This is a genomic window from Roseofilum capinflatum BLCC-M114 (genome assembly GCF_030068505.1).
Taxonomy (GTDB): Bacteria; Cyanobacteriota; Cyanobacteriia; order Cyanobacteriales; family Desertifilaceae; genus Roseofilum; species Roseofilum capinflatum.
This window is the reverse complement of sequence record NZ_JAQOSO010000028.1, coordinates 13,452-28,534: the sequence shown is the minus strand read 5'-3', so window position 1 is coordinate 28,534 and position 15,083 is coordinate 13,452. Positions and strand designations below refer to the sequence as shown.

Sequence of the window (15,083 nt, the reverse complement as noted above, 5' to 3'; positions counted from 1 at the left end):
ATACAATGACTACAGTTAGTTTTGTGCGGGCCAACTCCTACGATCGCGAAGCTCTACAGGCTGCTTTGGTGCAGGTTTTGGCTCCTCTGGGAGGGATCGAGTCGCTGGTTAAACCGGGCGATCGCGTTCTCCTGAAGCCCAATCTCTTAACGGGATCGCGACCGAAAAATGAGTGTGTGACTCGTCCGGAGTTAGTTGTTGAGGTTGCGCGGTTGGTCAAACAAGCGGGAGGTATCCCCTTTTTGGGCGATAGTCCGGCGTTTGGCACGGCTGAAGGGGTGGCTCAGTCTAATGGTTATTTACCATTTTTGCAGGAGGTAGAATTACCGATCGTAGAATTTCGGGGAAGACGATATGAAACGGAGGGCGATCGCTGGGGTCATTTGTTGCTCTCTAAGGAAGCGATGGAGGCAGATGTGGTGATTAATTTACCCAAGATTAAATCCCATCAACAGTTGACTATGACCTTGGGGGTTAAGAATTTATTTGGCTGTGTGCCCGGTAAAATGAAGGCATGGTGGCATATGCAAGCCGGGAAAAATCCCCAAGAATTTGGGGCGATGCTTGTAGAAACAGCTCGTACCCTTGCGCCAAATTTGACCATTATTGATGGGATTATTGCCCATGAGGGAAATGGGCCGATGAACGGTACACCCCGGTTCCTGGGCATTTTAGGGGCATCTGAGGATGTGTTTGCTCTAGACTTGAGCCTGTTGGAGCTGTTGGGAGTCGATCCCATGATGGTTCCTACCCATAAGGCGGCTCTGGCGGCGGGGTGTTATGCTGAGGAGGCTGTGGAGTTTCCCTTGTGTCATCCCCAGGAGTTGGCGATCGCCGATTGGAAGTTACCCGATAGAATGCAACCCATTGATTTTGGAATGCCACGGGTGATTAAATCTACATTTAAACATTTGTATATTCGCTTAATTAAAGAACCCATCAGCGCCTATCAAGCTCAGAACGTTTCCTAAGCCAGTGCTTTGCGTTGCTCTCGGTATTGCTCCACTTTCAGCAAGTCACCGAGGGCACTACAGGCAACAATTAGGTTGCCTAGAGTTTGTCCAGTTAAGCGTTTGTCTTTGAGGCGTAGGGCAATTTGCAAGCGCTGCTCGTAATAGTGAGTTGCTTTCTGATAGTTACCGAGGGCATCGTGAGCCACCCCTAAACTGCCTAGGGTTTGTTCTCTTACCCGTTGATCTTGCATTTGTTCGGCTAAGTGTAGCCGTTCTTCATAATAGGTAATTGCTTGGGCGTAGTCTCCCAAAGTGTGGAACGTATTGCCTAGGTTTCTTAGCACTTTGGTGATTAAACGTTGATTGTTGGTTCTCCGAGCTAATGCTAGGAGTTGTTGGTAATAGTCGATGGTTTTATCGGAATTCCCTAGGGCATGGTGGGCGTTGGCCAAGTTCCGCAAAATTTGGCTCTCCATTAGGGGGTTATCTTGCTCTTGAATCAGGTGTAAACTTCGAGTTTGGTATTCGATCGCTTCCGGTAAGTCGTTGAGAGCTTTGTAAACCAGGCCCAAATTGTTATAACCAATCGCTAATAGGCGATCCTCTCCGATTTGTTGCGCCAGTTCAATACTGCGACTTTCAGCAGCAATAGCTTCTGTGTAGTTTCCTTGATGGCGATAAGCATTGCCTAAATTGCCCCAGGTTTGAGCTTCTAGGCGTACATTACCCAGTTCGTGGGCTAATTCTAATCGTTGTTGTTGATATGCAATGGCGCGATCGTAGTCCCCTTGGGCATAATAGGTATGACTTAAATAACCCAAGATTTGACTCATTCGCTGATGGTTTTGCAGCGCTTCATAGAGGGTTAAGCACTCTTGCCAATGGGCTTGAGCTTGTTTCACATTTCCTTGTTGCTGAGAAATCCTGGCTTGTTCAAAAAGGAGATCGGCTTGATCGGCAAGGGTAATCATGGATAGACTGGCTGGATTAAAGTCCCCCTCTTCGCGCGGAACCAATGTATCCCGGTGTACCCCCTCTCGATGAAGACTAACCACGGTTTGTGCTTTCCCCTTTAAATAGGTTGATCTCGATTTCATCGTTTCGATCGCTCCCTTCTAACAGATTCACCCGGTTTACCCCCTTCGACTGCACCTGAATTAAATATTAAGAAGGGTATACTTTTAGGATAGCCGACCGGATAGGGGGAATCACTCCGTATTTTTGCTGATTTTTTATCAAGTCTTTAAAAAAGGACTATTATTATTAGCAATCCAACCAATTTTTGAGGCAATTTCTATCAATTTGACAAAGAAGCGTTTTTTTTGTAAAGTTATAAGTTATTCTGCCCGTTTTATGTCAAAAATTTAAATTAACCGGATCGTTCCTTGTCTATTCCCCTGCATGAAGAACAGCTTCTATTCTCTCCAGCCTCTCCTGAAAGCACTGCTATTCCGGCAATCTTCGCCTTTCCTAACAGCTACAGTATCGGCATCACCAGTTTAGGTTATCAGGTGATTTGGTCGCAGTTATGCCAGCGATCGGACGTGGCTGTGAGTCGTTTATTTACCGATGGGCAGGAAAAACTGCCCAGACAGGCTGAACTGCTTGGTTTCTCGTTATCCTGGGAATTGGACTATGGCAATATTTTGGCCCTGCTCGATCAATTAGGCATACCGAGACGGAGCCAGGAGCGCCACCCCCATCATCCCCTAATTTTCGGCGGTGGCCCAGTATTAACAGCCAATCCAGAACCCTTTGCCGACTTTTTTGATGTGATTTTATTGGGGGATGGAGAACAGTTATTAGGGGACTTCATTGCCCGCTATCAACAGGTGCGGGGTGCATCAAGAGCAGAGCAATTGAGATATCTGGCTCAGGGAGAAGGAATTTATGTACCCAGTTTATATGAGGTAACCTACGAGAGTCCTACGGGGGCGATCGCCGCAATTACTCCCCTTGAGGATACCATTCCCGAACGACCCACGAAACAAACCTATCGCGGTACAACCCTCCTCGCTTCTAGAGTCGTTACCCCACAAGCAGCCTGGGAAAACATTTATATGGTAGAAGTCGTCAGGTCTTGTCCCGAACTCTGCCGATTTTGTTTAGCCAGTTATCTGACCTTACCCTTTCGGACAGCGAATTTACAAGAAGGATTAATTCCGGCGATCGAACAAGGATTAAAATTCACCAACCGGCTGGGATTATTAGGCGCTTCCGTCACCCAACATCCCGAATTTAATACCCTTCTCGATTATCTCAGTCAACCCAAATACGACCAAGTGCGCTTAAGTCTAGCTTCCGTCCGCACCAATACAGTCACCGAAAAACTCGCCCGCATTCTCAGTCAACGGGATAGCCGCTCGATCACCATTGCCATCGAAAGTGGATCGGAAAAATTGCGAGCCATTGTGAATAAGAAACTGCAACAAGACGAAATACTCCAAGCTGCCATTAACGCCAAAGCTGGAGGACTCAAAGGAATTAAATTTTATGGTATGGTAGGCATTCCCGGAGAAGAAGTCGAGGATTTAGAGCCTACCTTAGACTTAATGCAAGACTTGAAAAAAGCTGCGCCTGGATTGCGCTTAACCTTGGGATGTAGCACCTTTGTTCCCAAAGCTCATACCCCCTTTCAATGGTATGGGGTAAACCCCCAAGCCAAGAAACGATTAAAGCTCTTACAAAAAGGATTAGGAAAAATGGGCGTACAGTTCCGCCCAGAGAGTTACAACTGGTCGGTGATTCAAGCACTTATTTCTAGGGGCGATCGCCGCTTATCCCATATCCTAGAATTCACGCAAAACTCCGGGGATTCCCTAGGGAGTTATCGGCAAGCGTTTAAGCATTTTCAAGGACAAGTTCCTGACTTAGAAGATTATGTGCATGAAAACTGGTCAACTGACAGAATTTTACCTTGGCAGCATATCCAAGGAACCCTATCAGTAGAAACCCTGAAACAGCATTTAGCCATGAGTCAGAAGATATAGCAATTGGCGCTCTTTTTTAAAAGCAGTCAACCTTCCCTGTTGGTAGAGCAGTGCTTCTCCCTTGGAAAAAGAGAGGATGACATCAAAGGAATGGGCTTGCTATGATGAGGGCATTTCAACTTATGCACCATCATCCTTACAAAACTATGAAGCATCTATTTTTAACTCACAAGGGGTTAACCCTGAGTGCCTCTGTTCTCCTGGGTGTACTAGCCACTCTGGTTCCATTCCGTCAAGTGCTGGGGCAAACTCGAATGGCTCAACTACAAGATTATTGTTATCAGAGTGAAAGCACTTATTTATTAGCCGAAACTGCCAATTTTTGGGTGAGTATTTGTGGCGGTGATGCCCCTTACACTTATGTGGGTGTAGATAAACAGACAGGAGATGATATTCGCCTAGAATTGAGCGATTATGATTCTAGTGGAGAATATTTTGAAGCTCGGAATGGTAACTATCTGTATTATATTATTTTTAACACCGCTAAAGGGTCTTTTTTGGTTGTTGAAGAGGACGGTAGGCAAATTTTGCAAGAACCAATTCTGAATTGGGAATAGGCAGCAATAACCCACCAGGTAAGGATGATTTGCCCTCACCCCCATTCCCTTCTCCTGTGGAAGAAGGGAAGTTGATTAACAATTTTAAGGCTATTCTGGATTAGAATTATGCTGAATTTTGAGAAATCGACTTTAATTGATGCAACCGTAGAAAGGGTTTGGGAATTCCATGAACGGGAGGATATTTTGAGTGTGTTAACTCCCCCTTGGCAACCGGTGAAAGTGTTGCGTCGGGAAGGGGGTTTAGGAGTGGGGGCAATTACAGAGTTTGAAATTCAATTGGGCTTAATTCCGATTAAATGGTTGGCCCGTCATACAGATTGTGTTCCCTATGAATATTTTGTCGATCGCCAAATGGAAGGCCCTTGTCAGAGTTGGGTGCATCGCCATGAGTTCACCCGCGAAGGCGATCGAACCCGCTTAACGGATACCATTCGCTTGGAATTGTTTGGGGGAGAGATAACAGAATTTTTGTTGGGTCGCTTTGTAATTGACCGGTTGGAGGATATGTTTACTTATCGTCACCAAGTGATTCAACGCTACTGCGGAGGTAATTAACCGATTAGCGATTACCGATTACCCATTAATTAATTCAGGTTTGACTCGTTCCAAAAAGATGACCACCATGGCGGTAAATAGGCCTTCTAAAATGACTAAGGGAATATGGGCAAACATTAAGCCCCATAAAGAGGCTTGTTCTAGGGTTTGGTCAATATCAACGGGTAAGGTGAGTAATACCACACTTAAGAACATGGTAGCGGATAAACCGACGGCAGTGCTGCCAGAAAGAAAGCCAAATAAACCCGTCCAGGGTCGATCTCTACCACCGAAGGCAAAGCGAGAGCGAAAGATATATCCGGCAAGTAAGGCGGGAAGTCCCATTAATAGAGCATTGATTCCGAGGGTGGATAGTCCTCCATGTTGGAACATGACGGCTTGAAAAAATAATCCAATCACAATGGCGGGAAAGGCATAATAGCCTAATATGGCTCCGAGTAATCCATTAAGAACTAAATGGACGCTGGCGGGAGGAATGGGAAGATGAATGGAGGACGAGACAAAAAAAGCAGCCGTGAGTAAGGAGGCTTTGGGAATTTGTTCTTGGGTGCGATCGCTTCTTTCAATCTGTTTTAAAGACCATGCCATGATTCCCCCACTCATGGCATATCCCACGATCGCCACTTGCGGGGGAAGCATACCATCAGGAATGTGCATTCGACTGACTCCGATTACTGCGGGGATGACTGCGGGAGAAAAATAGGGCGGTTCCGATAAATCCCCAGATCGCTGAGGCAATCATCAAGCCTTTTTGCATAGAAGTATACCCTCCTAAAGTCGCATTGGCGATCGCCGGTTGGGAGGCTTGAGAGTCAGAGTTTTGGGCTTCAGGGTTGGGAATATGGAAAATTTGACCATGCCCCGCTTTACGAATTCTGACTGTCCATGTTCCGGTTTGACCCGGTTCGGGTACGAAAACAAACTCACCTTGAGTATCGGATATGCCTTGCATCCAAGGGTTAGCCGGGTCATCAGGAGCGTAGATAGTCACTTGAGCGTTATCCATCGGTTCCCCAGAATCGTAGGTGGCTTGGATTTGAACGGCCGGGATCTGATGATGTTGAATTTGTACCCCATGGGCGATCGCTTTTTCCGAGAACGCCAACAGGGAGACGATCCCTAGTGGGATTAGTGTTTTCCATCTCATAAACAATACTTGGGTAACTGGGACAGGTGAGGACAATGAACCTCTAAGAATCAGCATAGTCAGGGCTGAAGTGCAGATCGAGGTTTTTGAAGAGTAACTTAAGGTTGTGTGGGTATGGCCTCAGATTGACGACAATGGCCTTCACCCACGTGGCCTAGGGAGTTCAGTGCTACATCCAAGCGTTTCACCTCTTCGGGGGTCAGTTGCGATCGCCACATGGACTCATCCAACTCGACTGTGCCATTGTTGGCCAATTTTGCCAATGGCTCAAACCCTAACGCACCCACATTGATCGCATCATCAGCAGGGGCACTAGCATCCCCAAAAATATGATCGAAATGAAAAGTTGCTTCCACATCAGCCCCTTGATCGGCCATCACAATTCCCTTTCTTTGATCGCCTACAAATTCACCGCAGGTATAGGTATACTCTTGATTGATACTGACCTGAAAATTAATTGTCTCATCCTCTTTTTGAGCAATACCATCGAGTACCACGGTGTGACCGGCGGCTGGCCCTTCTGAAGCCGGAACCATTCGCCAAGAGACAGCATTATAAACCCCGACTGGAACCTCCTGGAGCTGATCGACCACAATCGGTTCCGCCTCAGCATCCCCAGCCGCCAAATCTACGGTTTGGGGAGAAGTAAAGGTTAGGGTTGTTGTTGCGTCGATTTCGCCATCTTCTTCCGAATTAAAAGCTGGGTCAGTCTGATAAGCCGTTACTTGATCTAAAGTCACATAGACATGGTTAAAATCGATTTGCCAACCATCTTTAGAAGTAAATCCTTGGCGAACAAAATCTTCACCATTCGCCTGAAACGTTAAGCTTCCTGTCCCCTCTTGAGAAACTTCTTCTGGAGGTGAAGAGCTGTTACACCCGATCAAACTACTGGTGACCATAAGGGAAATCAGCAAGTTCTGAAAACGTTGATTGACCATATCTTTTTGACTTGACATCTATTTCTAGTCAAGCGAATCTCTGTAGGGATTACAATGCCCCCTGTGGGGATAAAAAGTGGGACGCGATGAGTCAACTAGGGGCTTTAAACCCTATCCAATCAAGGGTTTACGACCTCTGTTAAAAAATGATGATCTTTTTTTTGCAGCAGGGAAAACTCTCTCCTGTATCCGATATAATCTTTTTGAGTGTATAAGTCTATCAGTCATTATCATTATGGATTGGACAGCAGCCCTGCCCACATTGTTGGTTACCCTACGGGAAGGATTTGAGGCCGCTTTAGTGGTGGGTTTAATTCTGGCCTGTTTATACAAGGCGAAACAAACCCATTTGAATCCCTGGGTGTATGGGGGAATTGGCTTGGGGTTAGTGGGGAGTGTGCTGGTAGGTCTGTTGTTAACCTGGGGGATTGAGGCCCTAAGTGTGGCCTATCCCCAATATGAGACGGTAATTAAACCGTTATTAGAAGCTGTATTTGGCACGATCGCCATTGTGATGCTCAGTTGGATGTTATTGTGGATGACCCAACAATCGCGATCGCTCAAAACGGAGATCGAAACTTCCCTCTCCCAAGCTTTGCAGCAAAATTCTCGCGCAGGATGGGCCGTATTCACCCTGGTGCTGATCGCCGTTTTGCGAGAAGGGTTTGAAACCGTCATCTTCCTGTTATCCTATTTCCAAGAAGGATTTGCACCCTGGTTTGGAGGAGCGATCGGTCTCAGTTTGGCGATCGTCTTAGGCCTCCTCATCTTCCAAGGCTCAATTCAAATCAATATCCGTCTTTTCTTTCAAATCATGGGCCTACTTTTACTCCTCATCATTGGCGGCTTATTACTCTCTGCCCTCATCCACTATGACATCGCCCTCTATCGTTGGGTTCACCTCCATCCTCAAGCCCAATCCCTCTGTATCAATCCTTCCGAATCCTCCTGTATTCTCGGCCCCAGAGTTTGGGATACCTCCGCGATTTTACCCGATCGCCAATTTCCTGGTATTCTCCTCAAAGCCCTCTTCGGGTATCGACAACACCTCTATCTGGTGCAAGCTGTCAGTTATCTCATGTTCATAACCCTCATGGGTGGTCTATATTTTCGTGCCCTCAATCCTATGAGAGGGAATGAGGAATAGGCAAAAGGCAAAAGCAAAAACCCGGTTGTACGTTTTGCCTTAATGATTAATTATCAGCTTGTTTAACTGGCACTTGAATAATAAACTCCGTACCCTTTCCGAACTCAGAATTACAGCCTAAAAAACCTTTATGTTTTTCCACCACAATAGAATGACTAATAGATAATCCTAAACCCGTACCTTTTCCTACCGGTTTTGTCGTCACAAAGGGACTAAAAATTTCCTTAATTTTATCCTCTGGAATCCCTGGCCCATTATCCGCAATCTTAATTTCCACTTTACCTCCACTGATCACCTTAGTCGTTAACGTAATTTCATTGGGATTCTCTCTCAAATCATCATAACTTTTATGCTCATTCTCATTTTGCTCATCTAGAGCATCAACCGCATTAGCTAACAAATTCATAAACACCTGATTTAAGGGGCCAGCATAACAATTAACGATCGGTACATCTCCATAATGTTTATTGATTTGAATTTCTGGTCGTTGATCGTTAGCCTTTAAACGATGCCTCAAAATCATCAACGTACTTTCCAAACCTTCATGGATATCCAAATCCGTACAAGTATTACTATCAGACCGAGAAAAATTACGCAAAGATAAACTGATATTGCGAATTCGTTCAATTCCTGACTCCATAGAAGAGAGCATATTGGGCAAATCTTCCATTAAATAATCTAATTCAATATCCTCTGCATGTTCAGCAATTTCATCTCCCGGATCGGTAAACTGTTTTTGATATAACTTCAAATGCTCAAAAATATCTTCCGTATATTCCATCGCCATACTAATATTCCCCGCAATAAAGCCCACAGGATTATTGATTTCATGGGCAACTCCAGCCACTAACTCCCCTAAGCTCGACATTTTTTCACTTTGAATGAGTTGAATTTGAGCTTGCTGAAGTTGACTGAGGGAGTCTTTTAATTGTGCGGTGCGCTCTTCCACTCGTTGTTCGAGATCTTCTGTTAAGCTTTTTAACTGTTCATTTTGAACTTTGAATTGATGAGTTAAGTTTTGTAACTTAAGATGAATATTCATCCGAGCCAAAACTTCATCCTGTTGAAACGGTTTGGTGATATAGTCCACTGCGCCAATCTTCAACCCTTTGACTTTATCAACCGTATCTGATAAAGCCGTCATGAAAATAACGGGAATATCCTGGGTTTGGGGAGACGCTTTAATCCGACGGCAAGTTTCAAACCCATCAATCCCAGGCATCATCACATCCAATAAGATCAGATCGGGGGTAATTTCCTGGAGCTTTTCTAGGGTACTTTCCCCATCCTTAGCCACCAAAACCTTAAACCCAGATTCTTTTAAAAAGCTAAAGAGGACTTTGATATTTGTCGGATTATCATCGACAATTAAGATCAAGTCTTGTTTAGGTGTTTCCATAGGTCATTTCTCCATTCTCTTTTGTTAGACTAACTTTAGGAGTTCCCCATCGGCAAGCTTCACAGTAGAGGGAGAGTGCTGACTCATAAGGAACATCTGAAGGGACGGGGGTGATCTCTATCATCAGACTGGTCTCGGTTTTGATCCAAATATGGAGGATTCCTCATTGATACTTCACAGAGTGTGCAAGTTCATAAGTTATGATTGAGCTTTTGGCTGCTCTCTCAGCTTCTGCGTCGGCAGGTCTGAGAATTGCCTTACCATTATTAGTGATTGGTCTATTACACGGTGATTCCCTCTGGTCTCGTGTTCCTATTCTATCTTTAATTCCGCCCCAAGTTGTGTTGGGAGTGTTGGTGAGTTGGTCATTATTTGAGTTGCTTGCACCTAAGCAACTTTTAGGTCAACGGGTGCAGCAGTTACTTCAGATCGTGTTGAGTCCTGTGGTGGGAACGATCATGGGAATGGCGATCGCCCAGACTGCTCTGGAACACCCCCCCTGGATGACTTGGATCGTTGGTGGAGTGGGTGGGATCTTAGCTTTAGTCTTGCAATTAGTACAAGCGGGATGGTTTTATCGTCTCCGAGGACTTCCCCTATGGGCCATTTTTCTGCAAGATTTTCTCTGTGTATGTTTGGTGTTATTTGCCTTTGATGCCCCAGAACAGGGGGGATTGATTGCTTTATTGTTGTTATGGTTGGCGATTCGCAGTTCTAAGGAGTGGTATCGCTGGTATGTGGAGCAGGCAAAATCGGGCGATCGCCACCATCCCCGTCGCCATAAACAGAATCCCGATTAATCGATCGCATCCGGCAGCTCTAAAGCCATTTGGTACAATTTGCGTTTGGGAACATGGGTAAGTTGGGCTAAATGGCGGCTGGCTTGCGATCGCGACCATCCTTGTTGTAATAAATCAGCTAACTCTGCTTTCAGGGCACTTTCAGATAACGCTACAGTCTCCATCTCTGCACCTGCCAACACCAGGGTAAATTCTCCTTTGGGGTGATGCTCTTGATAATATTGGATCGCTTCCTCTAGTGTTCCTCGCCAAAACTGCTCATAGAGTTTAGTCAATTCGCGAGCAATAGTAATTTTGCGCTCTGCTCCACAAATATGGCTTAAATCTTGCAGCGTCGCTGGCAAGCGGTGGGGCGCTTCATAGAGAATAACCGTACGAGTCTCTGTTTTGAGCATCTCTAAACGCTGTTTACGGGGTTTCCCTTTGGGGGGTAAAAAGCCCTCAAAACAGAAGCGATCGCTCCCCAAACCGGAAGCAGACAGAGCCGTTAGAGCCGCATTTGCCCCAGGAATAGGAATCACATCTAGTCCAGCATTTAACGTAGCTTGAATTAATTCATAGCCCGGATCGGAAATACCTGGAATCCCCGCATCACTGACTAAGGCGATCGCCTTTCCCTCTTGCATCAGCGCCAACAGTTCTGGAATACGCTGCTGTTGATTATGCTCATGACAGCTCATTTGCCGAGTCTGAATTTGGAAATGTTGCAATAGCTTACCCGTATGGCGAGTATCTTCAGCAGCAACGATCTCCACCGACTGCAAAACTTTCACCGCCCGAAACGTCATATCCTCTAAATTTCCAATCGGCGTTCCCACCACATATAATGTCATTTCAATTAAAAATTATGGGTCATAGGGCATATACCTATTCCCCCATTCCCCTCAAGATTGATTTAATCCATGCTCGATCGCAAACCGGACTAACTCCGTGCGGCTGTTGGTTCCCGTTTTGACAAACAATCGGCTCACATATTTTTCCACATTCCGCACGCTGGTTTCCAGACGGCGAGCAATTTCCTTATTCATCAAGCCTTCTGTGACTAAGTTCAAAACACTTTGCTCCCTAGGGGTAAAATCAATTTGAATCGGGCTGGTTTGAGTCGATACCGTATGCCCTTGTTGCAGAATGCCCTGAATTTGATTGAGTTGTTGTTTAATATCATCCAATTCTGTTGAATTACTCGCTGCTGCTCGTCGTTCGAGTAAGTTTTTGATGATTACTTCTAATTCTTCTGGATCAAAAGGTTTCGGTAAATAGGCATCGCATCCCGCTTGATAGCCTTGGATGCGATCGGAAGTCATCCCCTTAGCTGTTAAAAATACAACAGGCAAAGACTTGAACCGCTCATCTTCCCGCAACTGTTGCAGGAACTGATAGCCATCCACTTGCGGCATCATAATATCCGAAATCACTAGATCGGGCACAATGTGTTGGACTTTTTCCCAACCTTCAATAGCATTATTCGCCACTTCTACCGTAAAGCCTGAATCTTCGAGATAAGCTTGCACCGCCTCCCGTAGTCCCGGTTCATCATCGACCAATAACAGTTTTGCTGACATAGCGTTTTAAGCGATAGGGTTAACCTTACTATTGTAACAATTTTTTGACTCACTCTATAAATTTAGGGCGATCGGGCCATCACCCAACCACCCCATTCATCTTGAGTTTATTGATAATGAATTTTAAGAGTCAGTCAACTCTTCAATCCTTCAGACTACTCTTCTTTTTCTAAAGCACTAATAACTTGCTCTTTCTGTTCTTTTGAGAAAGCTTTAGCCAATTTTTCTTCATCTTCTTTAGACAAAGAAGTTCGCAAAACTGTGGCATTAAATTGGGTTAATTGCTCCATCACTTTATCTTCTGTCCATTTCCGAATCAATAGAAACAGAGCTGCATGACCGGGTTCAATGGTTTTACCCACATCCTTGATAAAATTATCATCTACTCCATAATCGGTCGCTTTGCCACTCAAAGCACCGGTAATGGCTCCAACAGCCGCGCCAAACCAGGGGACAAAAAACAGTAGGCCAATTAACATACCCCAAAATGCACCCCCTAATGCACCGGCACTCACTAAATTAACCGCTTGGTCAATTTTAACTTTACCTTTGGAATTGCGTTTAACAATGGCAGCATCTCCTAACTCAATCAGATATTCTTTTTGCAATTGGGCTAGTTTATCCCGCATGGCATAAGCATCTGCTTCATTATCGAAGGCTAAAACAACTAATTCACTACTCATAGAAAGCACCTTGCTCAAGTTTCTGCAATACTTCAAACAACATTTAGGCTTATCTGTCTGACCTAAAAAAGGAGATTTTTAACCTATTTCTACTCTATTATATAAGAGTGATGTCCCCAGCGTACAGTGCCATACCCTATGGTCAATTCATCTCGTTTATCTAAACAGCGTCGTCCCTTCGTCGGTCAGGGAGTCTCCTTCCCCTTGCAGGTGACTCGTCAAGGTAGTTTGGCCTTGAGTGCCGAAGATCTCAATATTCGGGAGTCCATCGTTATTATTTTGATGACTGACCTGGGGGAGAGGGTTTATCGCCCTAACTTTGGCTGTCGGTTATCAGAATTAGCCTTTGCACCCATGAACCGAGAGACCTTAACTCTGATGCGAATTTGGGTGCAAGAAGCCTTGGAACAGTGGGAACCGCGAATTATTGTGCGACAAGTGTTAACCCTTCCTCGTCAAGAAGAAGGACGAGTTGACCTGATTATTCAATATGAAATTCGGGCCAATCACGATCAGCGCAGTATGGTGTTCCCGTTTTATCTCAAGTCCGAAGAAGGGTGATTTTTAATTGATGTTCGGTAGGGTGTAATTTACTCCTGACTCATTACCGTTGGCCCCAAATATTGAATTAAATAGGGGGAAAATACTTCATAAATTAACGTAAATGGTCGTCCATGATGCCAAAATAAATAATGGCGACCCCAAAACGGCCCTGGTTGCTCAAATGCCTCCTCTAAGGCTTGGGAATGGCCATAATAAAGCCCTTGAATATCTCGATACAACTCCGTTCGCAACCGAGCTAAACTCGCCCAGATGGGTAACGAGCGGTTTTGTAGATAGTCATCCACATGGCTGGCTTCCCACCAAGAGGTGGCATAGGCTAACCGTTGTCCTGATGCGGTTCTCAGCCAAACCTGTCGCCTTAACCTCGGCCCCGGAATGGCGGAAATCTGGGCAGGTGCGCCATCGGGATTCATGCCAATGGAGGACATATCAATTACATCAACTTCCGTCCGTTCGCGGGTTAACAATTGCAAGTGACGAGTGGGGGAACCATCGCCAAGTAAGAGAATTTGCCAAGCTGGAGAGAGTTGTTCGTGGGGTAGTCCGGTTTGGATCTCGGTTTCATCGCCTTGCCATAGGGGATGCAGGCGATACCAAGTGGTGGGGACTGGGGTTCGGGTTTGAGATTGGGCGGTTACAGTCAAGGCTCTTCATATAACTTAACGTTTTCTCAGTCTTATGATAGCGCTATCGGTTGGGTAATGAGTAATCGGTGATGGGTAATGGGGAGTTCCCTTTTTATTTGTAGTCTTAAATACTAAATCCTGGTTTGAGGTTCGCTAAGGTTTGGAAATCACTTAAACTAGGAATAGGCTAGGCAGCCTATGCGTTTAGAGCAATTACAAGCATTTTTATCCGTTGCTAGAACTGGCAATTTTCAACAGGCAGCTCATGAGTGTGGGGTCACTCAATCTACCATTAGTCGGCAAATTCAGGGATTAGAGGCAGATTTGGGGATTCCCTTATTTCATCGTTCTTCGATCGCCAAATTGACGGTCGGAGGTGAAGTGCTGCTTCCCCATGCTCGACGCATTTGCCAAGAATGGCAAACCGCTCAAGAGGAAGTTTCGGAACTGTTAGCGGGAAAACAGCAGGAACTCTGTGTAGCGGCGATTCCTTCTTTGTGTTCCTATGGATTACCTTTAGTGTTACAGCGATTTTGTTGGTCTCATCCAGAGGTGCAATTACGGGTAACGGCTTTAGGGAGCGATCGCGCCTTGAAAGTGCTGAAAGATGGTTTAGTAGATTTAGCACTCATTATGCAAAATCGCTTTTTAACGGCTAGTGCTGAATTAGTCGTCGATCCCCTCTTTGAAGAAACCATAGCCGTATTAATGGCGGCCGATCATCCCCTAGGTCAAGAACAACTGTTATCTTGGGAGGCAATTTCCCACTATCCGCAAGTGATGTTTAAGGATGGATATGGGATGCAACGACTGGTTCATGAGCAATTTAGCAAGCACAATCTTCAATATCGAGCCGTTTTAGAACTCAATACCTTAGACGCTTTTCGAGGTGTGATTCGCCAAGGAGAATTTATCGCTGTATTACCCGAATCAGCAGTACGATTAGCCTCCCAAGACCCTAGCGTGATTTCTCGTCCTCTACAACCGAGCCTTCAGGATGGGGGAAAACCCTTGATTCGTAATGTTGTATTGGTTACGACTAAAGATCGACTACAAATTCCACCTATTGAAAAATTCCGTGCCTTAGCCCTAGAATATATTCCGCCCCAATTTACTCGACAAGCGGCGATCGCCACTCGAAGATAAATAAACCATA

General features: G+C 45.3%; 18 protein-coding genes. 8 read left to right on the top strand and 10 right to left on the bottom strand.

Translation table 11 applies throughout. The annotated features are described in order from the left end of the window. Positions 1 to 5 precede the first annotated feature (5 nt). On the top strand, positions 6 to 971 hold the full coding sequence (locus tag PMG25_RS06405) for an Npun_F2552 family protein (protein WP_283766074.1): 966 nt from the start codon (positions 6 to 8) through the stop codon (positions 969 to 971). Here PMG25_RS06405 and PMG25_RS06400 read toward each other — a convergent pair. Continuing rightward, positions 968 to 2,050 carry a tetratricopeptide repeat protein gene (locus PMG25_RS06400; RefSeq protein WP_283766073.1) on the bottom strand — a complete coding sequence of 361 codons (1,083 nt, stop codon included), beginning with the start codon at positions 2,048 to 2,050 and terminating at the stop codon, positions 968 to 970. The two genes, PMG25_RS06405 and PMG25_RS06400, sit on opposite strands and share 4 nt — an antisense overlap. 288 nt (positions 2,051 to 2,338) lie before the next feature. Between PMG25_RS06400 and PMG25_RS06395 the strand changes: the two genes are divergently transcribed. The 3 genes from PMG25_RS06395 (at position 2,339) to PMG25_RS06385 (ending at position 5,058) form a co-directional block, all read left to right on the top strand. Beyond that, on the top strand, positions 2,339 to 3,943 hold the full coding sequence (locus tag PMG25_RS06395) for a B12-binding domain-containing radical SAM protein (protein ID WP_283766072.1): 1,605 nt from the start codon (positions 2,339 to 2,341) through the stop codon (positions 3,941 to 3,943). Positions 3,944 to 4,089: 146 nt separating this feature from the next. Continuing rightward, entirely contained in the window at positions 4,090 to 4,500 is a 411-nt protein-coding gene (locus PMG25_RS06390; RefSeq protein ID WP_283766071.1) for a hypothetical protein, read from the top strand. Between the two features lie 108 nt (positions 4,501 to 4,608). Further along, a complete protein-coding gene (locus PMG25_RS06385; protein ID WP_283766070.1) occupies positions 4,609 to 5,058 on the top strand; it encodes an SRPBCC family protein in 450 nt (149 codons plus the stop codon). Between the two features lie 18 nt (positions 5,059 to 5,076). Here PMG25_RS06385 and cbiM read toward each other — a convergent pair whose 3' ends face one another. From cbiM to PMG25_RS06370, 3 genes are all read right to left on the bottom strand, one after another. Beyond that, a complete protein-coding gene (cbiM, locus tag PMG25_RS06380; protein WP_283766069.1) occupies positions 5,077 to 5,715 on the bottom strand; it encodes a cobalt transporter CbiM in 639 nt (212 codons plus the stop codon). Continuing rightward, positions 5,702 to 6,205, bottom strand: coding sequence for a carboxypeptidase-like regulatory domain-containing protein (locus PMG25_RS06375; protein ID WP_283766068.1), 504 nt, complete (start codon positions 6,203 to 6,205; stop codon positions 5,702 to 5,704). Before PMG25_RS06375 ends, cbiM begins: the two co-directional genes overlap by 14 nt. Before the next feature lie 98 nt (positions 6,206 to 6,303). Beyond that, positions 6,304 to 7,164, bottom strand: coding sequence for a hypothetical protein (locus PMG25_RS06370; protein ID WP_283766067.1), 861 nt, complete (start codon positions 7,162 to 7,164; stop codon positions 6,304 to 6,306). 217 nt (positions 7,165 to 7,381) lie between these two features. On the opposite strand from PMG25_RS06370, the gene PMG25_RS06365 reads away from it, so the two are divergent. After that, entirely contained in the window at positions 7,382 to 8,293 is a 912-nt protein-coding gene (locus PMG25_RS06365) for an FTR1 family iron permease (protein ID WP_283766066.1), read from the top strand. Between the two features lie 46 nt (positions 8,294 to 8,339). Here PMG25_RS06365 and PMG25_RS06360 read toward each other — a convergent pair whose 3' ends face one another. Further along, a complete protein-coding gene (locus tag PMG25_RS06360) occupies positions 8,340 to 9,692 on the bottom strand; it encodes a hybrid sensor histidine kinase/response regulator (RefSeq protein ID WP_283766065.1) in 1,353 nt (450 codons plus the stop codon). Further along, positions 9,679 to 9,816, bottom strand: a complete 138-nt coding sequence (locus tag PMG25_RS06355; protein WP_283766064.1) for a hypothetical protein — start codon at positions 9,814 to 9,816, stop codon at positions 9,679 to 9,681. The genes PMG25_RS06360 and PMG25_RS06355 overlap by 14 nt, the downstream gene beginning before the upstream one ends. Before the next feature lie 76 nt (positions 9,817 to 9,892). Between PMG25_RS06355 and PMG25_RS06350 the strand changes: the two genes are divergently transcribed. After that, complete coding sequence (locus tag PMG25_RS06350; protein WP_283766063.1) at positions 9,893 to 10,492, top strand: DUF4126 domain-containing protein; 600 nt, start codon at positions 9,893 to 9,895, stop codon at positions 10,490 to 10,492. Here the strand turns inward: PMG25_RS06350 and rsmI are convergent. The 3 genes from rsmI to PMG25_RS06335 form a co-directional block, all read right to left on the bottom strand. Further along, a complete protein-coding gene (gene rsmI, locus PMG25_RS06345; RefSeq protein WP_283766062.1) occupies positions 10,489 to 11,325 on the bottom strand; it encodes a 16S rRNA (cytidine(1402)-2'-O)-methyltransferase in 837 nt (278 codons plus the stop codon). The genes PMG25_RS06350 and rsmI overlap by 4 nt on opposite strands. A 51-nt stretch (positions 11,326 to 11,376) precedes the next feature. Next, entirely contained in the window at positions 11,377 to 12,054 is a 678-nt protein-coding gene (locus tag PMG25_RS06340; protein WP_283766061.1) for a response regulator transcription factor, read from the bottom strand. A gap of 155 nt (positions 12,055 to 12,209) precedes the next feature. Then, on the bottom strand, positions 12,210 to 12,737 hold the full coding sequence (locus PMG25_RS06335) for a DUF1269 domain-containing protein (RefSeq protein ID WP_283766060.1): 528 nt from the start codon (positions 12,735 to 12,737) through the stop codon (positions 12,210 to 12,212). A gap of 138 nt (positions 12,738 to 12,875) precedes the next feature. Between PMG25_RS06335 and PMG25_RS06330 the strand changes: the two genes are divergently transcribed. Further along, the gene (locus tag PMG25_RS06330; RefSeq protein WP_283766059.1) at positions 12,876 to 13,298 is read left to right on the top strand and encodes a GPW/gp25 family protein; all 423 of its coding nucleotides are present in this window, start codon (positions 12,876 to 12,878) and stop codon (positions 13,296 to 13,298) included. Between the two features lie 29 nt (positions 13,299 to 13,327). Here the strand turns inward: PMG25_RS06330 and PMG25_RS06325 are convergent, their stop codons facing one another. Further along, a complete protein-coding gene (locus tag PMG25_RS06325; protein ID WP_283766058.1) occupies positions 13,328 to 13,945 on the bottom strand; it encodes a chorismate lyase in 618 nt (205 codons plus the stop codon). Between the two features lie 180 nt (positions 13,946 to 14,125). On the opposite strand from PMG25_RS06325, the gene PMG25_RS06320 reads away from it, so the two are divergent. Beyond that, positions 14,126 to 15,073: a LysR family transcriptional regulator gene (locus PMG25_RS06320; protein ID WP_283766057.1), complete on the top strand. Its 948-nt coding sequence runs from the start codon at positions 14,126 to 14,128 to the stop codon at positions 15,071 to 15,073. The last annotated feature ends 10 nt before the right edge of the window (positions 15,074 to 15,083 follow it).